Consider the following 20,711-nt stretch of genomic DNA (forward strand, 5'->3'; position numbering starts at 1 on the left):
TGTCCCGCAGCACCCAAGCGCCCCAAGGTGGCCTTAGTTGCGTTGAGCGCACCGAAGGCCGCCTTGGGTGCGTTGAACGCACCGAAGGCCACATTGGGGCGCTCCGGCCGGGCGCCGATGTCGGCTCGGTCACACCGGACGCGGGCCCGCCGGGTTCGGTGGCCCACCGTCCGGGGTGGCCGGGCCCGGCACGTATTCTGGCGGCCGTGGCGAACCCTGACACGGACACCGTGACCAGCACCGTTGACACCACCGAGCGCGCCGGGGCGACCCCGGACCACACCCAGCCGTATCGCGAGCTCGGGCTCGCCGACGACGAGTACGCCCGCATCCGGGAAATCCTCGGCCGCCGGCCCACCGACGCCGAGCTGGCCATGTACTCGGTGATGTGGAGCGAGCACTGCTCCTACAAGTCCTCGAAGAAGCACCTGCGGTACTTCGGGGAGACCGCCACCGACGAGATGAAGGCCAAGATGCTGGCCGGCATCGGCGAGAACGCGGGCGTCGTCGACATCGGCGAAGGCTGGGCGGTCACCTTCAAGGTGGAGAGCCACAACCACCCGTCCTATGTGGAGCCGTACCAGGGCGCCGCGACCGGCGTCGGCGGCATCGTCCGCGACATCATGGCCATGGGCGCGCGGCCCCTCGCGGTTTCGGACGCGCTGCGCTTCGGCCCGGCCGACGCCCCCGACACCAAGCGCGTGCTGCCCGGCGTCGTCGCCGGTGTCGGCGGCTACGGCAACTGCCTCGGCCTGCCGAACGTCGGCGGCGAGCTCGTTTTCGACCCGTCCTACGCCGGCAACCCGCTGGTCAACGCGCTGTGCGTCGGCGCGATGCGCGTCGAGGACCTGCACCTGGCGTTCGCGTCCGGTACCGGCAACAAGATCATCCTGTTCGGCGCCCGCACCGGCCTCGACGGCATCGGCGGCGTGTCCGTTCTGGCGAGTGACACCTTTTCGGGTGACGAGTCGTCGGGCGGCCGCAAGAAGCTGCCGAGCGTCCAGGTCGGCGACCCGTTCACCGAGAAGGTGCTCATCGAGTGCTGCCTCGAGCTGTTCGCGCAGAAGCTGGTCGTCGGCATCCAGGACCTCGGCGGCGCCGGCCTGTCCTGCGCGACGTCCGAGCTGGCCGCGGCCGGCGACGGCGGCATGCACATCTACCTCGACCGCGTTCCGTTGCGCGCCACCGGGATGACGCCCGCGGAGGTGCTTTCGAGCGAGTCGCAGGAGCGCATGTGCGCGGTCGTCTCGCCGGAGAACGTCGAGGCGTTCATGGCGGTCTGCCGCAAGTGGGACGTCATCGCGACCGACATCGGCGAGGTCACCGACGGCGAGCACCTGGTCATCACCTGGAACGACGAGGTCGTCGTCGACGTCCCGGCGCACACGGTGGCGCACCAGGGTCCGGTGTACGACCGGCCGATCGAGCGTCCGTCCACTCAGGACGCCCTGATCGCGGACACTTCTTCGAAGCTGCCGCGTCCGTCCACTCCGGACGAACTGCGCGCGGACGTGTTGCGTCTCATTTCGTCGCCGAACCAGGCCTCCAAGGAATGGGTGACGTCGCAGTACGACCGGTATGTGCGCGGCAACTCCGTGCTCTCGCAGCCGTCGGACTCCGGCATGATCCGGATCGACGAGTCGTCCGGCCGCGGCGTCTCGGTGGCGACGGACTGCAACAGCAAGTTCGTCTACCTCGACCCGTACCGCGGCGCGCAGCTGGCGCTGGCGGAGGCGTACCGCAACGTGGCCACGGGCGGCGCGACGCCGGTGGCGGTGTCGGACTGCCTGAACTTCGGCGCCCCGACCGACCCGGGCGTGATGTGGCAGTTCGAGCAGGCCGTGCACGGCCTCGCGGACGGCTGCGTCGAGCTCGGCATCCCGGTGACGGGCGGCAACGTGAGCTTCTTCAACCAGACGGGTTCGACGGCGATCCTGCCGACGCCGGTGATCGGCGTTCTCGGCGTGATCGACGACGTGACCCGCCGCATCCCGACGGGCATCGGCGCGGAGGCGGGCGAAACCCTGCTGCTGCTGGGCGAAACGCACGACGAGCTGGACGGTTCGGCGTGGGCCCGCGAGCTCCACGGCCACCTCGGCGGCGTTCCGCCAAGGGTCGATTTGGCCCGCGAGAAGCTGCTGGGCGAGATCCTGGTGGCGGGCTCCCGCGACGGCATGATCTCGGCGGCGCACGACTTGTCCGACGGCGGCCTGATCCAGACGCTGGTCGAGACCGTCCTCATCGGACAGTGCGGCGCCCGGGTGTTCCTCGACGCGGACCAGGACCCGTTCGTCCAGCTGTTCTCCGAGTCGGCGGGCCGGGTGCTGGTGGCGGTCCCGCGCACGGAGGAGCTCCGCTTCACGGAGATGTGCACGGCGCGCGGCCTCCCGTGGCGCAAGACCGGCGTGGTGGACCCGGAGTCGGGAACGCTGGAGCTGCAGGGCATCACGGAGTTCACGCTCGACGAGCTGCGCGAGACGTGGGAGAAGACCCTCCCGGCCCTTTTCAACTGACCGGATCCCGACTTGTCCACAGCCCGGCTCGGTTGTGGACAAGTCGGGGCCTTGGTGAGCTTTCCCGGCGGATTTGACGCACCCCACCGATAGACTGGACTCGGGGACGCCCCCCAGGGAAGGGCGGGGGCTGTCTGGCGGTCTCAGCCACCTGGCTTCCGTCGCAGAGGCCGGTGCGGCTCGATGAGGAGTCCGACGCCGATTTGGTGCGTTGAGCGCACCGGAATCGGCATCGGCGTGCGATCGCTGGAGCTTCTGGCGGTGCTCTGCACCAAGCCGTGGGTCGTCCTCCCCGGCAGCCGACCATTGGGGACGCGGCTGTGCGTAAACCCCACCGTGGCGAGCTGAATCCCGGCGTACCAGCCGAAGGCGTAGCCGCGATGTCTTGAATGACTCATTCACCTCGTCCGACGACATGAATGGGTCATTCAAGACGTTCTAGCCGTCGCCGACCGTGCGAGCCGATCGCCACCGCGGCGTGGCCGGCAACCTAACCGATCAGCGCCGGGATAGGGAGCCGCTCAACCCGCCGCCGAGACGATCCGGGCTTCGCCGTCGCGCAGTTCCTCCCGCTCCCAGCCCTCCGGTAGCTGCACGGTCTTCTCCGTCCGGACTCGCGTGTTGTACAGCGAAATCGAGTCCGGCAGCGACGCGAAGCGCAAGTCGGTCTGGCCCTCGAAGCGGGTTCGCTGGAGGTCGAGGTCACCGGAAGCGACCACCCCGGTGAACACCGCGTCCGTCGCGAACTTCGCGTCCTTGAACGTCGTCCGCCCAGCGAACGTGGTGTTCGTGAAGTCGGCCAGCTCGGCGAACTGCGTGCCGCTGAACCAGGCGTGGCTCTCGAAAACCGCTCCGCGGCACCGGAAGTAACCCACCAGACGGCCGTTTCCGGTGCCCGCCGCGGTCAAGTACACGCGGCCCTTGAACCGGCAGCCGCTGAAATTGGTGCTGCTGCGCAAGGACGCGTGCCGCAGCAGGAGGCCGCCCACGAGCTTGCCCGAAAGGTCGAAGTACTCCAACGTCGCGCTGGTCAGATCCAGGTCGTACGCCGGGCCTTCGGCGTCGCGCGCGGGCAGCAGGTCGGTGATCAGCCGCTGTGCCGTGAGCCGGACCGTGAGCTCGCGCTCCCGCTCAGGATCTGGTTTCGCCGGATCCGAAGCAGCCTCCTCGACATCAAAGGGTCGCCGCAGGTACGAGCACAGCACGTCCAGCACCGTCTGCGTGTACGCTGGCCGGCTGCGCGCCAACCCCGCCAACGCGTGCATCGCGCCCACGCGCACCTGGTCGGCCGTGTGCCCGAGAAGCTCGACCGCCTTCGCGAACCGCTCGTCGGCCACCCGCTCGCGGTCCAGCTCCGCGCGCTGCGACTCGAGTTCGTGCCGCTGCCGCTCGATGTCCTGGCGGCGTTCCTCGACCCGGCGGCGCCGGTCGTTCAGCCACAGCGCGTACAGCGCCACGATCGCGCCGCCCGCGAGGCCGCCGGTCTTCAGCGCGTCACTGCGGCTGGTGGCGGGGTCGGTCAGCAACCAGCCGCCGACCCCCGCCAGCAGCACCACCGACGCGAGGAACGTCCACGCCAGCGGTGATCGCCACAGCTTCACCGGGTCAGGACACCAGCATCGTGCTGACGCAGAAGCCCTTGTCGTCGAAGTTCGTCGCGCTCAGCGTGCCCTTGACGTTCTTGCCCGCGGACGTCCCGGTGACCTGGCCCTCGACGAGGAACTCGTCGTCCGGCACCTCGCCGAGCTCCAGCTGCAGCGGCGGCTTCAGGAACGTCTTGAGCCACGAGTCGAGCAGGTCCTTCGAGTCCGAACAGCCCAGCGCCAGCGCGCCGGGGGTGTCGCCCGCGTTCAGCTTGTCGATGAAGCCCTGCAGCACCACCTTGGCGCCCGCGCCCGTACCGCTCGGCGACGACGGCTTCGTGGTCGGCGTGGTCGACCTGCGAGGGGTCGTCTTCTGCGTCGACGGCTTGGCCGACGTGCTCGACGCCGGCGGGGCCGCGGTGTTGTTGTCGTCCTTCGACAGGAAGAAGCCGGGCGCGACGAAGCCGGTGATCCCGACGGCGGCGAGCAGGACGACCACGGCGCCGATCGCGATCCACAACCCGGTCTTGTTTTGCTTCGGCGGCGCCGGCGGCCCGCCGAAGCCCTGGCCGTAGCCCCCGGACTGGTCCCAGCCCGCCATCTGGCCGCCCTGGTTCGGGTCCCAGGCCTGCTGGCCGTACTGCTGCGCGTTCGGGTCCGCCCATGCCGACTGCTGCTGCTGGGCGTTCGGGTCACCCCACTGCGGCGGCTGGTTCGCGGGGAAGCCGCCCGACGGATAGCCCTGCTGCTGCTGCTGGTTCGGGTCCCAGCCCTGCGGGTACTGCTGCGTCGGGTACGGCTGTTGCTGCTGGTTGGGGTCCCACCCACCCTGCTGCGGGTACGGCTGCTGGAAGCCACCGGACTGGGGCTGCTGGCCGTACGGGTCGGGCTGGCCGGGCTGGCCCGGCTGAGGCGGGTAAGTCATCTTTCATGCCTTCCGGGCGCTGGGTGTTCGTGCGCTTCCGACGTCCGGCAGCCCCCTGTGGTTCCCCCAGGACGTGGTGAGCAGCATTCTGCAAGCTCGGACGGTACGGCATGAAACCGGCTCCCGGGCGCGACGACGCGAAACTGCGTTTCGGGGGTTCCGGGTGGCGGAGCCCCGGTTGTCACAGTCGTCACGGATCCGGGAGCCGGGGTGCGGGTCAGCCGTTGGCGAGGGCCTGGAGCCGGTCGTAGGCACCGTTGAAGGTGTCCTGGTCGAGCGGGCTCGAGGTGTACTGCCAGACGGTGTAGAAGCCCCAGTTGTAGGGCAGGGTGCCGACCGACGACGCGTACCGCGCGACCCACAGCGGGGCCGTGCTGGAGAAGTCACCGCTCACGCAGCTGCTCCACCAGCTCGTCGACGTGTAGATCACCGGGTAGCGGCCGGTCAGGGAGTGGTAGGTGTCGTGGAAGTCGAGGATCCACGACGTCATCCCCGCTTTGCTCAGCCCGTAGCAGGTCGCGCCGTACGGGTTGTACTCCATGTCCAGCGCCCCGGGCAGCGTCTTGCCGTCCTTCGACCAGCCGCCGCCGTGGGCGACGAAGTACCGCGCCTGCGCCGCGCCGCTCGCCGTGTTCGGGGTCGCGAAGTGGTAGGCGCCGCGGATGAAGCCCTGGTTGTAGGAGCCGTTGTACTGCTGCGCGAAGTACGGGTTGGTGTAGCTGGTGCTCTCCGTGGCCTTGGTCCAGACGAACCGCTTGCCCTGGTTCCACCAGTTCGCCCAGTCGACGTTGCCCTGGTAGCCGGCGACGTCCATGCCGGCCACGGTCGCCAGCACCTGGCCTGGGATGGCCTGGCCGGGCTGCGGCTGCTGCGCCGCCTTCTGCGAGTCCGGAGTCGACTTGTCGCCTTCGACACGCCGGATCTGCGACCCCAGTTCGTGGTCGTGCTGTGCGATGTCCGCGTTGATCGCGGCCACGGGGTCGACTTCGGGGGAGAAGGTCGTCGCCTGGGCCGTGCTGCCGAGCAGGAGCAGCGTGGCCGGGACGACCAGGGCGGCGAACAGCCGCCTTCTTCGGGAAGTGGACATCGTTGAATCCCTTCACAGATACCCTCGCTGAGGACGGCTTACTGCAGGTAGCCGCCCGTGCACGATTGTGAGGACGAAGTGGCCGTTTGTCACTCAGTTCCGTGAAATTGGGTATACGTGTGGGTGATTTTCCCGGGCAGTCGATCCTCAGTTGGTTGCTGGTTAACACCTATTACTCGAGCGGAGGGCCGTTCAGCCCAGCGCGAGGGCCCGCAACCGGTCGGCCGGGCCGTTGAACCAGTTCTGGTCGCCGGGCAGGGAACCGCGGTCGGCGAACTGCCAGATCGTGTGGATGCTCCAGGCCGCGGGCAGCTCGCCGATGAAGGTGTTGTAGCGGGCGATCCACAACGGATTGCCGCCGAAGCCGCCGTTGTTCGCGGTGCAGCGCTTCCACCAGCTCGTCGACGTGTAGATCGTCGGGTAGCGGCCGGTGGCCGCTCGGTAGGTCTCGGAGAAGTCGGTGATCCAGCGCACCATCCCGGCGGCGTCCTTGCCGTAGCAGGTTTCGCCGTACGGGTTGTACTCCGCGTCGAGCGCGCCGGGCAGGGTCCGGCCGTCGGCCGACCAGCCGCCGCCGTGGGCGAGGAAGTACCGTGCCTGCGACGCGCCGTCGGAGATGTCCGGCCGGGCGAAGTGGTAGGCGCCGCGGATCAGGCCGGCGGCGTAGGACCCGTTGTACTGCTGGGCGAACTGCGGGTTGACGAACCCGGTGCCCTCGGTCGCCTTGACATAGACGAACTTCGCGCCCGTCCGCGCCGCGCCGGGCCAGTCGACCGGGCCCTGGTGGCCGCTGACGTCGTGCCCGAGCTGCTGGTCGTCGGTCGCATACTGCACGCCGGGCGCCGCGTCGACGCCTTCGACCTTGGCGATCTGCGAACCGGCGTAGTGGTCCTCGGCGTCCGCGTAGATGTCGGCGGCCGTCGCCGGCGCCTGTCCGGCGACGAGCAGGACGGCGGCGGCGATGGGCAGCAGCGAACGTTGTTTCACCCTCATGCTCCCCACCGGTCTCGTGAGTCTTTTCCAGCCTCACCATGCACCCGAGTCGCCCGATCGGCGACTCGGGTGGTCACCCGATGGAGTTAGAACCGCAGGTCAGCGCTGTTCGTCGGCCAGCGCCTTCAGCAGGTGCTCGGCCGGGACGACGGCCGTGATCAAGTCGTGCGGGTTGATCGCGACGGGGTGCCCGCCGAGCAGGCTGACGATGTCGCGGCCGAGCACGGCCCGGGCGTGCGGCCACTCGCGCGGCACCAGCGCCTTGCGGGTGTAGGCGGGCACCATGACCCGGCCGTCGGTGTTGTGGAAGCCGATCACGGTGCGCTGCACCGGCGACATCGCGTAGACGAACAGCGTCGAGTCGAGGACGACCTTCGGCAGGTCCGACGGCGGCCGGTGCTCGGTGCGCACGAGCTGCAGCAGCTGTTCGAGGTCGTTCGACGGCTCCGGGAAACCGAGTGCCTTGGGCGAGGGCCGGTAGCGGTCGTTGGGGTGGAAGTCGGCGACGACGTCGCCCGCGCCGTTCACCGGGTAGGCGCCGACGACCGCCCACGACGGCACCGGGCCGTTCGGGTCGAAGGCCTCGTCGATGACGTACAGCCAGCTGTCCGGGTTGGCGCGGGCGTTCTCGCGCATCTCCGCGGTGATCTCGGGCGTGCCGTGCTTGCCGGAGCGCCGCGCCTGCTGCCCGCCGCGCCGCGCGGCCCGGTTGTGCTTGCTGTGCTTGCCGGGGCGATCGGGTCCGCTTCCGGTGGGCTGCTGCGAAACCATCCGATCCGCCTCGTCCCGCTGCGCCATCTCATCCCCACGTTCTCGGGTGTGCCTGAAGACTCTTGGTGCGCCACTCTACTGTTTGGCCATGGCCTCTTCGCGTTCGGTCGACCCCGGACAGTTACGTGCGGCGGTGCTGGCGATTTCCGCGTGGCTGCAAGGCGACGCGCCCGATCCGGCGCGGCCGGAACTGGCCGCGGCGGTCCGGCTCAGCCTGCGCGCGCTCGCGGCCGACGCGCCGGGCCGCACGGTCGAGGTCCGCGTGCCGCCGTTCGCGGCGGTGCAGTGCGTCGATGGCCCGCGGCACACGCGCGGCACCCCGCCGAACGTGATCGAAACCGACCCGCGCACGTGGCTCGAACTGGCCACCGGCCGGGTGGACTGGACCACTGCGGTGGCGGACGGCCGGGTGTCCGCGTCGGGCACCCGGGCCGACCTTTCCCACTGGCTCCCCCTCGTCCGCCTTTGACGGAGGAAGGTGCCTAAGGCTTGCGGCCGACGCCGCCGGCGATGGTCCGCTGCGCGACGTTGAGCTCCTTGAGCCGCGGGCCGTCCGGCCACCAGTCGGCGCACAGGGTCACGCCGGGGTCGACGAGCTCGAGGCCGGGGAACAGCGCTTCGATCTCCTTCTGCGTCCGGAACGTGCCGGACCCCATCGGGCTGTGCAGGAAGAAGTCCTCCATGCGGCGCGCGGTCGTGGAGTCTTCGTTTTCGGGGTCGAAGAAGTGGCTGAGCCCGACGAAGGAGCCGGACGGCAGCGCGTCGACGTACTCCCGCATGATCTCGGCCGGCCGGTCGTCGTCGCCCTTGAAGTGGTGCAGGGTGCCCATCTGCAGCAGCACGAGCGGCTGCGTGAAGTCGATGTGCTCGCGGACGATCTCGTTTTCGAGGATCCGCTGCGGCTCGAAGATGTCCTCCGCGACGAAGTGGGTGTGCTCGTTCTCTTCGAGCAGCGCGCGGCCGTGGGCGAGGACCACGGGGTCGTTGTCGACGTAGACGACCTTGGTCTCCGGGTTGATCCGCTGGACGACCTGGTGGGTGTTCTCGGCGGTCGGGAGGCCGGAGCCGAGGTCGAGGAACTGGGTGATGCCGGTCTGGCCGGCGAGGAACCGGCACGCGCGGATGAGGAACCCGCGGTTTTCGAACGCGAGGTCCTGGGCCTCCGGAGCGGCCTGCTGCACCTTGTGCAGGACCTCCCGGTCGATCTCGTAGTTGTCCTTCCCGAGCAGGAAGGCGTCGTACACGCGCGCGATGCTCGCTCGGGTCGGGTCGACCCCCACGGGAACTCGTTCGGTCCGGGTCGCGGCGTCGGGCATGATGAACCTCGCAAGTTCTGTGTCGAAAGTCTCGTACTCTACGTAGAGTAGGCCGACGCGCGCATGGGGTAAACCGGGTCACCTCTTTGCGCAGGACGGGTTAGCGTGTACTTTCAGTAGTCGGGCTAGAACCCCCTGGTGACGTGAGCGCGGAAGGTCCGGGAATGAACGCGGTGAACGCGTCCGCAGGAGAACAGAACATCGGCCCCACTGCGCGCCGCATGATCTTGGGCTCGCAGCTGCGGCGCCTCCGTGAAGAGGCCGGCATCACCCGCCAGCAGGCCGGGTACAACATCCGCGGGTCCGAATCGAAGATCAGCCGCCTCGAACTGGGCCGGGTGGGCTTCAAGGAACGCGACGTCACCGACCTGCTGACGATGTACGGCGTCGAGGACCCGAACGAGCGCCAGACGTTCCTCGACATGGTCAAGCAGTCGAACGAGCCGGGCTGGTGGCGGCGCTTCGGCGACACGATGCCGAACTGGTTCACCGACCTCGTCGGCCTCGAAGAAGCCGCCGCGCGAATCCAGATCTGGGAGCCGCTGTACGTTTCGGGGCTGCTGCAGATCGAGGCGTACGCGCGGGCGATCTTCAGCCACGGCCGTCCGGAGATGGCCGACGAGCGCGTCGACCAGCTGGTCGCGCTGCGCATGCGGCGGCAGAAGATGTTCAGCAGGCCGGACGCGCCCCGGGTGTGGATGGTGCTCGACGAGTCCGTCCTGCACCGGCCGATCGGCGGGATGAAAGTACTCAAGCAGCAGATCGAATACCTGCTGGAGATGAGCGCGCTGCCGCACGTGTCGGTGCAGATACTCCCGTACTCCCGCAGCGGGCTGTCCGCGGAGCACGCGTTTTCGCTGCTGCGGTTCGGCGAACCGGAACTGCCGAACATCGCGTACGTCGAGTACCTGACCGGCGCGCACTACATCGAGAAGCGCGAAGAGATCGAAAAGTACAGCCGCTCGCTGGACATGCTGGCCGTCGACGCCGAGACGCCGGAGCGGAGCCGCGCCCTGCTCGCGAAGCGGCGCGCGGAGATCTGAGCACGTCCCTGGTGAACCGGCCCGCCGGTGCCGCCACGTCCGTCAGATGATCACTGTCGGTCTCCATGACCCGTCCGACCCCTCACGGCATGCCTCGATGAGCGGTAACTACACGTAGTTGTTAACCCATTAGAGTCCCTAACTATCACCCGATAGGTTAACCGTGACCTGGTGATCCTTTACCGTCCGAGAACTTTGCAAGAAATTCTGCACGTGCATTTACCGTTGCAAGCACACGTGCTAGCCTCCGATACGCGGGCAAATGCACATGCATATGCGCTGGCCCCCAAGGTTTCCGCAGCGAGAGGTGGACCCATGGCTGAGCGATTCGAGAACGGCATCCCGGCCGACCGGCTTTCCGGGGCCGCATGGCGCAAGGCGAGCTACAGCGGCTCGGTCGGCAACTGTGTCGAGGTCGCGCCGTTGTCCTCCGGCGAGATCGCGATGCGCAACTCGCGCTTCCCGACCGGTCCGGCGCTCGTCTATACGCGCGCGGAGATGGCGGCCTTCCTGGCCGGCGCGAAGGACGGCGAGTTCGACGATGTCCTCGGCTGAGGCCGTCGCCGCCGTCTTCGACATCGAAACCGGACTGCAGGAACTGGTGGCTCGCGGCTACCAGTTCGTCCACCCCGCCGACGAGCGCGGCGAAGTACTCGCCGTCGTCGGTGTGCGGGTGCACGACGACGTGGTGGACGTGGTCCGGCTCAACGCCGAAGACGACGTCGTGGCGACCCGGATGCCCGGCACCGAAGACAACATCTTCGAGCCGGAGCGCTGGTTGTGGCGCCGCCGCGGCGAAGGCGCGCAAGTGCTCACGGAGATCCTCTCGCTGCCGGATGCCTGCTAGGCAGGCAGACTCCAGGCCCCGTCCGAAGTGGTCAGTACCACGCCGGGCGGGGCCTGGCTCATGTCCGCACCGTCTACACTGAAAACTGGCCTGACCACGTCTTCCCAGGAGCTCCTCGGTGGTTTCCGACCCGCAAGTCGTGTCCGACCAGCCCGACCCGGAACCCCGTGAGGAGTGTGGCGTCTTCGGCGTCTGGGCTCCCGGGGAAGAAGTCGCGAAGCTGACCTACTACGGCCTCTACGCCCTGCAGCACCGGGGCCAGGAGGCCGCCGGCATCTCCGTCTCCGACGGCTCGCAGATCGTGGTCTTCAAGGACCTCGGCCTGGTCAGCCAGGTGTTCGACGAGCAGATCCTGCAGTCGCTGCAGGGACACATCGCCGTCGGGCACTGCCGGTACTCGACCACCGGCGCCACCATCTGGGAGAACGCCCAGCCGATCTTCCGCACCACTGCGACCGGCAGCGGCCTTTCCTTCGCGCACAACGGCAACCTCGTCAACACGGCCGAGCTGCGCGAGCGCACCATCGCCGCCGGGCTCAAGCCGCACGCGGGCCTGACCGGTTCGTCGAGCGACTCGGACCTGGTCTGCGGCCTGCTCGCGGCGAACGCCGCCGACAAGGGCATCGAAGCCGCCGCGATGGAGCTGCTGCCGACCCTCAAGGGCGCCTTCTGCCTGGTCTTCGCCGACGAGAACACGCTCTACGCGGCGCGCGACCCGCACGGCGTGCACCCGCTCGTGCTCGGGCGGCTCGAGCGCGGCTGGGTCGTTTCGAGCGAGACGGCGGGCCTCGACATCGTCGGCGCGTCCTTCGTCCGCGAGGTCGAGCCGGGCGAGCTCATCGCGATCGACGCCGAAGGCCTGCGCTCCTCCCGGTTCGCGAGCCCGGACCCCAAGGGCTGCGTCTTCGAGTACGTCTACCTCGCCCGCCCCGACACCACGATCGCCGGCCGCGGCGTGCACGCCACCCGCGTCGACATCGGCCGCCGGCTCGCCAGCGAGCAGCCGGTCGAGGCCGACCTGGTCATGCCGGTGCCGGAGTCCGGCACGCCGGCCGCGATCGGTTACGCCCAGGGCTCCGGCATTCCCTACGGCACGGGACTGGTGAAGAACGCCTACGTCGGGCGCACGTTCATCCAGCCCTCGCAGACGATCCGCCAGCTGGGCATCCGGCTCAAGCTGAACCCGCTGCGCGACGTCATCCGCGGCAAGCGCCTGGTCGTGGTGGACGACTCGATCGTCCGCGGCAACACCCAGCGCGCGCTCGTCCGGATGCTGCGGGAGGCCGGCGCGCTGGAGGTGCACGTCCGGATCGCGTCGCCGCCCGTGCGCTGGCCGTGCTTCTACGGCATCGACTTCGCGTCGCGGGCCGAGCTCGTCGCGAACGGTGTCGACCTCGACGGGATCCGGCGCTCGATCGGCGCCGACTCCCTGGGCTACATCTCCCTCGACGGCCTGGTCGCGGCCACGGAACAGCCGAAGTCGCGGCTCTGCACGGCGTGCTTCTCCGGCGAGTACCCGATCCCGCTGCCCGAAGACGCGCTGATCGGGAAGCACCTGCTCGAAAGCCTCGACTCGGTCAATGGCGCGGCAACCCCGGTCAGCTCCGCCGGGTACGGTGCCGAGGACGCCGTCCGGCGTCCCTAAGTCCTTCCAGTAGGGAGTCCTTCCACCGTGAGCGAGTCCACGAGCGCCACGTACGCCGCCGCCGGCGTCAGCATCGACGCCGGCGACCAAGCCGTCGAGCTGCTCAAGCCGCACGCCGAGCGGGCCACGCGCCCCGAGGTCCTGGGTGGCGTCGGCGGTTTCGCCGGGCTCTTCTCCCTGAAGCTCGACAAGTGGAAGGAGCCGGTGCTCGCGTCGTCGACCGACGGCGTCGGCACCAAGATCGCGGTCGCGCAGGCGCTGGACAAGCACGACACGGTCGGCATCGACCTGGTCGCCATGGTCGTCGACGACCTCGTCGTGACCGGCGCCGAGCCGCTGTTCCTGCAGGACTACATCGCCGTCGGCAAGGTGCACCCGGAGAAGATCGCCGCGCTGGTCGGCGGCATCGCCGAAGGCTGCGTCCAGGCCGGCTGCGCGCTGCTCGGCGGCGAGACCGCGGAGCACCCGGGGATGATGGGCGAGCACGACTACGACATGTCGGCCACCGGCGTCGGCGTGGTCGAGGCGTCCCAGCTGCTCTCGCCGGAGAAGGTCCGTCCCGGTGACGTCGTGCTCGCGCTGGGTTCGTCGGGCCTGCACTCGAACGGTTACTCCCTGGCCCGGCACGTGCTGCTGGACATCGCGCGGATGCCGCTCGGCGGGCACGTCGAGGAGTTCGGCCGCACCCTCGGCGAAGAGATGCTGGAGCCGACGCGCATCTACGCCAAGGACTGCCTCGCGCTCGCGGCCGAGACCGAGGTCCGGACGTTCGCGCACATCACCGGCGGCGGCCTGGAGGCGAACCTGGCCCGCGTCATGCCGCGCGGCCTGGTCGCCCGGCTCGACCGCGGCACCTGGACCCCGGCGCCGGTGTTCGCGCTGATCGGCCAGCGCGGCAAGGTCGAGCGGGCCGAGCTGGAGAAGACGTTCAACATGGGCGTGGGCATGGTCGCGATCGTCGGCGCCGAGGACGTCGACCGGGCGCTGGCCATGCTGACCGCGCGGCACCAGCCGGCGTGGGTGCTGGGCGACGTCCAGCCCGCCGACGACGTCGACGGCCCGCGCGCGGTGCTCTCCGGCGACCACCCGCGCTTCTGAAACGAACTTGATCGCGGCTGTCACACTGGTTGACGTGGCAGCCGAAGACGTGGTGATCGGCTCCCGGTTCACGATCCCGGGAGCCGAGTTGAGCGAGCGCTTTTCGCGCTCGTCCGGCCCGGGCGGGCAGGGCGTGAACACCACCGACTCGCGGGTCGAGCTGTCCTTCGACGTCGCCGCGTCGCCGTCGATCCCGGAGCACCTGCGTGAGCGGGTCCTGGCCGGGCTCGGCCCGCGGCTGGTCGACGGCGTCCTGACGATCGCGGCCAGCGAACACCGCTCGCAGCTGCAGAACCGGGAAGCGGCCCGCGGTCGCCTGGCGAACCTGCTGCTCGACGCGTCGGCGCCGCCGCCCGCCAAGCGACGTCCCACGAAGCCGTCTCGCGGTTCGAAGGAGCGCCGCCTGGCGTCGAAGAAGCGCCGGAGCGACGTGAAACGAGGCCGCTCCGGCCGCTTCGAGGACTAGCTCAGCGAGATGTGCACGCACTCACCGGCCGGCTGGTAGCCGACGCGGGCGTAGATGCGCCCGATCCCCAGGTCACCGGGGGTCAGGAACGCGGTGTGCGCGCCCTTGGCGTGCGCGTCCCGGGTGAGGAACGCGGTGAGCGCGGCCGCGAGCCCGCGCCCGCGGTGGGCGTCGAGCACGCCGATGCCGGCGACCTCCGTGGTGCCGTCGACGATCTCGAGAGCGACCCCGCCGCCGACGACCTCGCCGGTGGCCAGGCGCTCGACAAGCGCGGAGACGACCCCGGCCGCGTTGTTCTTCTTCGCCTTCTCGATGTCCTGGTCAGTGACCTCCGCGTCCGGTTCGCCGTACGCGCGGTTCTGCGCCGCGCGCATCCGCCGGTAGTCCTCGTCGGACGCCGGTTCGCGGACGGCGTAACCAGCCGGGGCGGGGTGGTCGGCGAAGCCGGCCGGGGAACAGGTCATCAGCGGCACCCGGCGTTCGAGCTCGTACCCCGCCTCGACCAGCAGGTTCTCCAGGTCGGGGGCGACGTCGGTGAAGTACTCGAGCCGCGGGAGCAGGCCCCGGCGCCGGAACGCCTCGGTCAGGGCATCGATCTCGGCCGCCGTCGGCTTCGCGCCGTCGTCCGGGATCGCGTAGTTGAGCATCGGATGGGCCGTGCCCGGCGAGTAGGTGGCCAGGAAGGGCCCGACCTGCTCGGTGTTCCGGCCGCGCGGCGCCGTCTTGCGGACATAGGTCTGAATAGCGGACATCGCTGGGTTGGAGCCTTTCGAGAGCATGTCAAGGAACCGCAGCCCCGGACGGGCATGCGGGCGGAACGCCGGGCGTCGGGCCTAGCGGGGGCCGACGCCGAGAGCGGCGCCAGGCATAGGCGGTCATTCCTTGACTCGAAGGGACTCTTCCCGGCCATCTTGGCACGGCGCGCAAGCGCATTACCGACGGTCGGGGTGCGCGATCGACGCGTACCGCGTGTCCCAGACCGAACGCGGGACCCGCATCCGGAGCGTGGCAGATCGTCCGGCGTTGCACCGGGATGGTCACCGGCACCGGTGGCGGATCGAGCGCCCGCCAACCGCGGCGGCTGAGGGCCGCGCCGAGCGTCGCGCCCGCCGTGTTCAGCAGGACGTCGTCGGTCGAGGTCACCCGGCCGGTGCGGATCAGATATCGCGTACCCTCCACCAGCGCGGACGCGGCCAGCGCGATCCCCGGCGGGGTGCGCAGGCGGCGCACCCGCAAGGGCAGCAACGTGCCGAGCGGACACAGCTCTCGCCGGAGGTGCCGACCGGCATCGTGACCAGGCACAACACCAGGAATGCGACGAGGCACGCGGCGCTGTCGACGCCGGCCGTCGCGGTCGCGTAGCGGGCGGGCAGTCTTCGCCGCCGACGTGCGGCGACCAGTGGCCAGGCGATCAGCGCGTAGGGCAGCGCGAGGGCACCGCACTATTCGGTGATCGTTGCGGTGGCGGTGTTTGTTCTTCCGTGGTTCGGTCAGGAGGCACATCGTCCACAGTGGAGCCTGTGGACAACCCTGTGGATGAATTCGGCGAGTTTGTGAGGAAGCCTTACTCCACAACGCAAACGCGCGATGCGGGCCTGTGTACTACTCGGCCAGCCGACGGGCCTGCTCGAGGAGGTTCTGCAGGTGCAGACCACGGCGGACGTCGCAGGGATGCGTCGTGGTGCCGCTGGCGATCATCGCCGCGAAGTCGTCCAGCAGCGCGGTGTAGGACTCCTGCGCCGAGCCCGGTTTGCGCCCGAGTGTCCGGTATCCGTGCGGGCCCCAGACGGCGACCTCGACGACGGTCGGCTGCACCGGAAGCCGCAGCGACAACGTCGCGGTGCTGACCACGCCGTCTTCGTGCGCCAGCATCAGGTGCCAGAGGTCGCCGGGGCTCCGCCGGGCCGCCACGACCTCGGTGATCGGGCCGAGGGCGGCGTCCAGCATGTCGAGCGCGTGCGGGCCGATGTCGAACAGCGCGCCGCCGTCGTCCTGGCGCCACTCCGACGCCGCGTACTGGCCGCCGAGCAGGGCGCCGGACAGCCAGCGCGCGCCGCCCCCGGCCCAGCCGCCCGCCTGGGCGAGGCCGGCGAGCCACTCCTGGGTCTGAGCCGAGTACCGCAGGGTCAGCACGACGAGCGCGGCGACGTCGGCGGCCGCGACGGCGTCGGCCAGCCGCCGCGCGCCGGCGAGGTCGGCGGCGATCGGCTTCTCCAGGATCAGGTGCTTCCCGGCCTCGGCCGCGCGGACGCCCAGTTCGGCCTGGATCGCCGGCGGAACCGCCAGCGCGACCGCGTCCACCTGCTCGAACAGCTCCTCGACGCTGCTCGCGGCGGCCGCGCAGTGCGTATCCGCAAGCGCTTGCGCGGCTTCGGGCCGCCGGGCCCAGACCGCCGTCAGCGCCGTGCCGGGGTGATCCGCCAGGCCGGGCGCGTGGATGGTCGTCGCCCACGGGCCGGCGCCGATCAGGCCGACGCGCAGCTGTCCGTCCGCGATGAGCTGTCCCACGGCCCGCAGTCTAGGTGTGTCGCTCGTCGCGCCGGAACCGCACCTTCGGCACGCGCCGTCCTGGTTAAAGTGCCTGCATGATCGCCTCGCGCTTCGCCCGGTTCTCCGCCGCCTGCGGCTTCTTGCTGGCCGCCTGTTTCGCGGGGGCCACGCCTGCGTCGGCGACGGGGACCGAGGGGTCCTGCGCGGAGGGTGGCGGGGTCACGGTGGTCGTCGACTTCGGCGACCTGGGCCCCGCGCCGTTGGTCCGCTGCGCCCCCGGGACCCCCGCGAACGGCGTCGCGGCCCTGCAGGAGGCCGGCAGCGACGTCGCCGGTTCGCAGAAGTACGGCCTGGCCGTGGCCTGCCGGATCGACGGCAAGCCGGGCCCGGACGTCGAGTCGTGCGCGGGGATGCCGTCGGCGACGGCGTACTGGAGCTACTGGCACGCGTCAGCGGGCGGTGCCTGGGAGTCGAGCCAGGAAGGTGCGCAGACGTCGAAGCCGGCCCCGAACGGGTTCGAGGGCTGGGCGTTCGCGCGGCCGAAGTCGGCGAACGACCTGCCGGCGCCGCCTCGCGTGCCGCCCGTCCGGCAGACGTCGGCGCCCGTTTCGGACGGTGCGAAACCTGTTGAAGTCGAGTTCCCGTGGGCCTTCGTGATCGGCGCCGTGGTGATTCTGGTGGTCGGCGGCACGGCCGTGTACGTCTCGGCGCGCCGACGGCGTCGGCGTGGGCAGTAGGGCGCTGCACCCCGGCGCCTGGTGGGTCTGGGCGCTCGCGCTGGCCGTCGCCGCCAGCCGGACGACGAACCCGCTGCTGCTCGGCCTGATCATCGCCGTCGCGGGGTTCGTCGTCGCGAACCGCCGGAGTGACGCGCCGTGGGCGCTGGCGTTCCGGCTCTACGCGTACGTCGGCGCGCTGATCGTCGCGTCCCGCGTGCTGTTCCGGATCCTGGTCGGCGGTGAGGACGGCGGCCACGTGCTCCTGGCGCTGCCGCGGATCCCGCTGACCGCCGGGTTGTCCCTGCTCGGGCCGACGTCCGCGGAGGCGCTGCTCGGCGGGTTCTACGACGGCCTGCGGCTGGCGACGATGGTCGTCTGCGTCGGCGCGGCGAACGCCCTCGCCAACCCGAAACGCCTGCTCAAGGCGGTTCCAGGGGCGTTGTACGAGGTGGGTACCGCGGTCACGGTCGCGCTGACCGTGGCGCCGCAGCTCGTCGAAAGCGTGCAGCGCGTGCGGCGGGCCCGGCGGCTGCGGGCGGGGCGGACTCGCGGGCTGCGGGCGGTGAAGGGCATCGTGGTGCCGGTGCTGGAGGACGCGATGGACCGGTCGCTGCGGCTCGCGGCCGCGATGGACTCCCGCGGGTACGGGCGGCGGGCGTACCTGAGCCCGGGGGTGCGGGCGCTGATCGCTTCGTGTGTCCTGTTCGGGCTGGTCGGAGTGTGTGTCGGCGTCTACGGGGTGCTCGACGGGACTTCGTCGTGGCTCGGCGTGCCCCTGCTGGCGGCGGGGCTGGTGGTGGCCGTCGTGGGGTTCGTCCTCGGCGGGCGGCGCGTGCGGCGGACGGCGTACCGGCCGGACCCGTGGCGGTGGCCGGAGACGCTGGTCGTGCTGGCCGGGATCGGGTCGTGCGTTTCGCTCTTCCTTTCCGCTCAGGTCGATCCGGCGAACCTGTACCCGTCGTTGAGCCCGTTGCGGTGGCCGGAGGTTTCCGTGGTCCACGTGCTGTCCCTGCTCGTCGCGGTGGTGCCCGCGTTCGTGGCGCCCGCTTCGCCGGGGGTCGTCCGGTGATCGAGTTCTCGCGGGTCACGGTGACCTACCCGGACGCGTCGCGGCCGGTGCTTTCGGACGTCTCGCTGCAGGTCGAGGAGGGTGAGCTGTGCCTGGTGGCGGGGCCGACCGGAGCCGGTAAGTCGACGTTCCTCGGCGCGATCAACGGGCTCGTCCCGCACTTCACGGGCGGTCACTTGGCCGGGCGGGTGCTGGTGGGCGGGCTGGACACCGCTTCGCACCCGCCGCGGGAGCTCGCTTCGGTCGTCGGTGTCGTCGGACAGGACCCGCTTTCGGGGTTCGTGACCGACACCGTCGAGGAGGAGCTCGCGTACGCGATGGAGCAGCTCGCGGTGGCGCCGGACGTCATGCGCAAGCGCGTCGAGGAAACCCTTGACCTGCTGGGGATCGCGGAGCTGCGCAACCGTCCACTTCGGACTCTTTCGGGCGGGCAGCAGCAGCGCGTCGCGATCGGTTCGGTGCTGACGGCGCACCCGTCCGTCGTGGTGCTCGACGAACCGACGTCGGCGCTGGACCCGACGGCGGCCGAGGACGTGCTGGCGGCGATCACCCGGCTGGTGCACGACCTCGGGACGACGGTGGTCGTCGCGGAGCACCGGATGGAACGGGTGGCGCAGTACGCGGACCGGGTGCTGTACCTGCCGGGCGACGGTTCGGTGCGGTCCGGCCCGCCGGCGGAGATCCTGGCGACGTCGTCGATCGCGCCGCCGATCGCCGAGCTGGGGCGGCTGGCGGGGTGGTCGCCGCTGCCGTTGTCGGTGCGGGACGCGCGGCGGGTCGCGGGGCCGTTGCGGACCCGGCTCTCGCTGGTCGATCAGAAATTGTCGGTGGTGGGTTCTACTCTCTCGGTGACCGGTCGAGCACTGGACGTGAGAGGGGTGGTGGTGCGGTACGGCGATGTCCTGGCGGTGCGCGGGGTGGACCTGCGCGTCGGGCAGGGGGAAGTGGTCGCGCTGATGGGACGCAACGGCTCCGGCAAGTCGTCGCTTCTCTGGGCGGTGCAGGGCAGCGGCCCGAGGTTGGCGGGGAAGGTCGACGTCGGGGGCGTGGATCCCGCGTCGCTCAAGCCACGAGTGGCCCGTCAGCGCGTCGGGCTGGTCCCGCAGACCCCGGCCGACCTGCTGTACCTCGATTCGGTCGACGCCGAGTGCGTACAGGCGGACACCGAATCGCAGGTCGCAGCGGGGACGGCCCGGGCCCTGCTGGACCGGCTCGCCCCCGGGATCGCCGGTGAAGCGCACCCCGGCGACCTCTCGGAAGGGCAGCGACTGGCGTTGGTGCTGGCGATCCAGCTGGCGTCGGCCCCGCCGGTCGTGCTGCTCGACGAGCCCACCCGCGGTCTCGACTACCACGCGAAGAGGCGCTTCGCGGCGACCCTGCGAGAGCTGGCCTCGCAGGGCCACGCGGTAGTGCTGGCCACCCACGACGTCGAGTTCGTGGCGACGGTGGCGCACCGCGTGGTGGTCATGGCCGAGGGAGAGGTGGTCGCGGACGGCCCGACGAAGGAGGTGATCGTCGCCTCGCCGGCGTTCGCCCCGCAGGTGGCGAAGATCCTGGCACCGCAGCAATGGCTGACGGTGGACGAGGTCGCGGAAGCGCTGGCATGAGGAGGCAGTCGGAGGGAGGGGGCGCGCGGGCGGCAAGCCGAAGCGTGCCTGCTGCGGCTCGGCGCCCCAACGCACCCGCCGGTGCCGAATCGCTTGGCCCACGTGGTGCGGCGAGGCTCGGCGGTGCCGGGTGGCTCGTTGCGCCTGGCGGTGTCGGGTTGCTGGGTGCGCCTGGCGGTGCTGGGTGGTCCGGCCTGCGTGCTGTCTTGGGCTCCGACTTGTCCGGCGGCGGTGCCTCGCTCGCCACTGCGTCCCGCAGCCGGCGGCGCGGCCTCACTCCGCCGCAAGCGCTCGGTGACATCTCGCGGATTCGCCCGGATCGCGCCGAGCAGCGGCCGAGTGCCGGGGCTGCCCGTCTGGGGCTCACAGGTGCCTCCGTGCGGCACGGTTCGCTCGCCGGCGCCGAGTGGCTTGGCCCGCGTGGTGCGGCGAGGCTCGGCGGTGCCGGGTGGCTCGGCTTGGCTGGTGCTGTCTTGCGCAACGACTCGCCCGGCGCGGGGTGGTCCGCCCTGCTGAGGGGCGCCGCCTGGCTCGGTCTG

The 20,711-nt window shown here is 70.6% G+C and carries 19 protein-coding genes and 1 pseudogene; 11 read left to right on the forward strand and 9 right to left on the reverse strand.

From position 1 onward, the window contains the following. Positions 1-206 precede the first annotated feature (206 nt). Positions 207-2,513, forward strand: coding sequence for a phosphoribosylformylglycinamidine synthase subunit PurL (gene purL / locus ACZ4TR_RS02860; protein WP_465285499.1), 2,307 nt, complete (start codon positions 207-209; stop codon positions 2,511-2,513). A gap of 521 nt (positions 2,514-3,034) precedes the next feature. On the opposite strand, the gene ACZ4TR_RS02865 is transcribed toward purL, so the two are convergent. The 5 genes from ACZ4TR_RS02865 to ACZ4TR_RS02885 form a co-directional block, all read right to left on the reverse strand. Further along, entirely contained in the window at positions 3,035-4,114 is a 1,080-nt protein-coding gene (locus tag ACZ4TR_RS02865) for a pentapeptide repeat-containing protein (RefSeq protein WP_465285500.1), read from the reverse strand. A gap of 4 nt (positions 4,115-4,118) precedes the next feature. Beyond that, on the reverse strand, positions 4,119-5,021 hold the full coding sequence (locus ACZ4TR_RS02870; RefSeq protein ID WP_465285501.1) for a hypothetical protein: 903 nt from the start codon (positions 5,019-5,021) through the stop codon (positions 4,119-4,121). Positions 5,022-5,238: 217 nt separating this feature from the next. Beyond that, on the reverse strand, positions 5,239-6,108 hold the full coding sequence (locus tag ACZ4TR_RS02875) for a lysozyme (protein ID WP_364522295.1): 870 nt from the start codon (positions 6,106-6,108) through the stop codon (positions 5,239-5,241). A 192-nt stretch (positions 6,109-6,300) separates the two neighbouring features. After that, positions 6,301-7,101 (reverse strand): lysozyme, encoded by an 801-nt coding sequence (locus ACZ4TR_RS02880; RefSeq protein ID WP_465285502.1) that lies wholly within the window; start codon positions 7,099-7,101, stop codon positions 6,301-6,303. A 99-nt stretch (positions 7,102-7,200) separates the two neighbouring features. After that, positions 7,201-7,899: a type VII secretion system-associated protein gene (locus ACZ4TR_RS02885; RefSeq protein ID WP_465285503.1), complete on the reverse strand. Its 699-nt coding sequence runs from the start codon at positions 7,897-7,899 to the stop codon at positions 7,201-7,203. Between the two features lie 61 nt (positions 7,900-7,960). Here ACZ4TR_RS02885 and ACZ4TR_RS02890 point away from each other — a divergent pair, with 61 nt between their 5' ends. After that, complete coding sequence (locus ACZ4TR_RS02890; RefSeq protein WP_364522302.1) at positions 7,961-8,341, forward strand: sterol carrier family protein; 381 nt, start codon at positions 7,961-7,963, stop codon at positions 8,339-8,341. Between the two features lie 13 nt (positions 8,342-8,354). On the opposite strand, the gene ACZ4TR_RS02895 is transcribed toward ACZ4TR_RS02890, so the two are convergent. Then, positions 8,355-9,152 (reverse strand): SAM-dependent methyltransferase, encoded by a 798-nt coding sequence (locus tag ACZ4TR_RS02895; RefSeq protein ID WP_465286276.1) that lies wholly within the window; start codon positions 9,150-9,152, stop codon positions 8,355-8,357. Between the two features lie 200 nt (positions 9,153-9,352). On the opposite strand from ACZ4TR_RS02895, the gene ACZ4TR_RS02900 reads away from it, so the two are divergent. The 6 genes from ACZ4TR_RS02900 (at position 9,353) to arfB (ending at position 14,287) form a co-directional block, all read left to right on the forward strand. Next, a complete protein-coding gene (locus ACZ4TR_RS02900; protein ID WP_465285504.1) occupies positions 9,353-10,231 on the forward strand; it encodes a helix-turn-helix domain-containing protein in 879 nt (292 codons plus the stop codon). A gap of 315 nt (positions 10,232-10,546) precedes the next feature. Next, the gene (locus ACZ4TR_RS02905) at positions 10,547-10,786 is read left to right on the forward strand and encodes a DUF397 domain-containing protein (RefSeq protein WP_364522306.1); all 240 of its coding nucleotides are present in this window, start codon (positions 10,547-10,549) and stop codon (positions 10,784-10,786) included. Continuing rightward, positions 10,773-11,078, forward strand: a complete 306-nt coding sequence (locus ACZ4TR_RS02910) for a hypothetical protein (protein WP_364522308.1) — start codon at positions 10,773-10,775, stop codon at positions 11,076-11,078. The genes ACZ4TR_RS02905 and ACZ4TR_RS02910 overlap by 14 nt, the downstream gene beginning before the upstream one ends. Before the next feature lie 118 nt (positions 11,079-11,196). Next, positions 11,197-12,723 (forward strand): amidophosphoribosyltransferase, encoded by a 1,527-nt coding sequence (gene purF, locus ACZ4TR_RS02915; RefSeq protein ID WP_364522310.1) that lies wholly within the window; start codon positions 11,197-11,199, stop codon positions 12,721-12,723. A gap of 27 nt (positions 12,724-12,750) precedes the next feature. Continuing rightward, entirely contained in the window at positions 12,751-13,821 is a 1,071-nt protein-coding gene (gene purM, locus ACZ4TR_RS02920; RefSeq protein ID WP_465285505.1) for a phosphoribosylformylglycinamidine cyclo-ligase, read from the forward strand. Positions 13,822-13,870: 49 nt separating this feature from the next. Further along, positions 13,871-14,287, forward strand: coding sequence for an alternative ribosome rescue aminoacyl-tRNA hydrolase ArfB (gene arfB, locus ACZ4TR_RS02925; protein WP_364522332.1), 417 nt, complete (start codon positions 13,871-13,873; stop codon positions 14,285-14,287). On the opposite strand, the gene ACZ4TR_RS02930 is transcribed toward arfB, so the two are convergent. From ACZ4TR_RS02930 to ACZ4TR_RS02940, 3 genes and pseudogenes are all read right to left on the reverse strand, one after another. Continuing rightward, on the reverse strand, positions 14,284-15,039 hold the full coding sequence (locus ACZ4TR_RS02930) for a GNAT family N-acetyltransferase (RefSeq protein ID WP_465285506.1): 756 nt from the start codon (positions 15,037-15,039) through the stop codon (positions 14,284-14,286). The genes arfB and ACZ4TR_RS02930 overlap by 4 nt on opposite strands. A gap of 180 nt (positions 15,040-15,219) precedes the next feature. Further along, positions 15,220-15,714 (reverse strand): annotated as a pseudogene (locus tag ACZ4TR_RS02935) (VanZ family protein). A 175-nt stretch (positions 15,715-15,889) separates the two neighbouring features. Further along, positions 15,890-16,795, reverse strand: coding sequence for a Gfo/Idh/MocA family protein (locus ACZ4TR_RS02940; RefSeq protein WP_465285507.1), 906 nt, complete (start codon positions 16,793-16,795; stop codon positions 15,890-15,892). 77 nt (positions 16,796-16,872) lie between these two features. Here ACZ4TR_RS02940 and ACZ4TR_RS02945 point away from each other — a divergent pair, with 77 nt between their 5' ends. The 3 genes from ACZ4TR_RS02945 to ACZ4TR_RS02955 are packed head-to-tail and all read left to right on the forward strand — an operon-like array spanning position 16,873 to position 20,172. Then, positions 16,873-17,514 (forward strand): hypothetical protein, encoded by a 642-nt coding sequence (locus ACZ4TR_RS02945; protein WP_465285508.1) that lies wholly within the window; start codon positions 16,873-16,875, stop codon positions 17,512-17,514. Beyond that, positions 17,504-18,565, forward strand: a complete 1,062-nt coding sequence (locus ACZ4TR_RS02950) for a CbiQ family ECF transporter T component (RefSeq protein ID WP_465285509.1) — start codon at positions 17,504-17,506, stop codon at positions 18,563-18,565. Before ACZ4TR_RS02945 ends, ACZ4TR_RS02950 begins: the two co-directional genes overlap by 11 nt. After that, complete coding sequence (locus tag ACZ4TR_RS02955) at positions 18,562-20,172, forward strand: ABC transporter ATP-binding protein (RefSeq protein WP_465285510.1); 1,611 nt, start codon at positions 18,562-18,564, stop codon at positions 20,170-20,172. The genes ACZ4TR_RS02950 and ACZ4TR_RS02955 overlap by 4 nt, the downstream gene beginning before the upstream one ends. Positions 20,173-20,711 lie beyond the last annotated feature (539 nt).

The sequence above is a fragment of the Amycolatopsis sp. NPDC028719 genome (genome assembly GCF_055565395.1).

Excerpts from the sequence above, each read along its gene's own strand:
- ACZ4TR_RS02900 (WP_465285504.1), top strand. The coding sequence starts at position 9,353 with ATGAACGCGGTGAACGCGTCCGCAGGAGAACAGAACATCGGCCCCACT.
- ACZ4TR_RS02880 (WP_465285502.1), bottom strand. The coding sequence starts at position 7,101 with ATGAGGGTGAAACAACGTTCGCTGCTGCCCATCGCCGCCGCCGTCCTG.
- ACZ4TR_RS02870 (WP_465285501.1), bottom strand. The coding sequence starts at position 5,021 with ATGACTTACCCGCCTCAGCCGGGCCAGCCCGGCCAGCCCGACCCGTAC.
- ACZ4TR_RS02930 (WP_465285506.1), bottom strand. The coding sequence starts at position 15,039 with ATGTCCGCTATTCAGACCTATGTCCGCAAGACGGCGCCGCGCGGCCGG.
- ACZ4TR_RS02885 (WP_465285503.1), bottom strand. The coding sequence starts at position 7,899 with ATGGCGCAGCGGGACGAGGCGGATCGGATGGTTTCGCAGCAGCCCACC.
- ACZ4TR_RS02875 (WP_364522295.1), bottom strand. The coding sequence starts at position 6,108 with ATGTCCACTTCCCGAAGAAGGCGGCTGTTCGCCGCCCTGGTCGTCCCG.
- ACZ4TR_RS02910 (WP_364522308.1), top strand. The coding sequence starts at position 10,773 with ATGTCCTCGGCTGAGGCCGTCGCCGCCGTCTTCGACATCGAAACCGGA.
- ACZ4TR_RS02890 (WP_364522302.1), top strand. The coding sequence starts at position 7,961 with ATGGCCTCTTCGCGTTCGGTCGACCCCGGACAGTTACGTGCGGCGGTG.
- ACZ4TR_RS02945 (WP_465285508.1), top strand. The coding sequence starts at position 16,873 with ATGATCGCCTCGCGCTTCGCCCGGTTCTCCGCCGCCTGCGGCTTCTTG.
- ACZ4TR_RS02905 (WP_364522306.1), top strand. The coding sequence starts at position 10,547 with ATGGCTGAGCGATTCGAGAACGGCATCCCGGCCGACCGGCTTTCCGGG.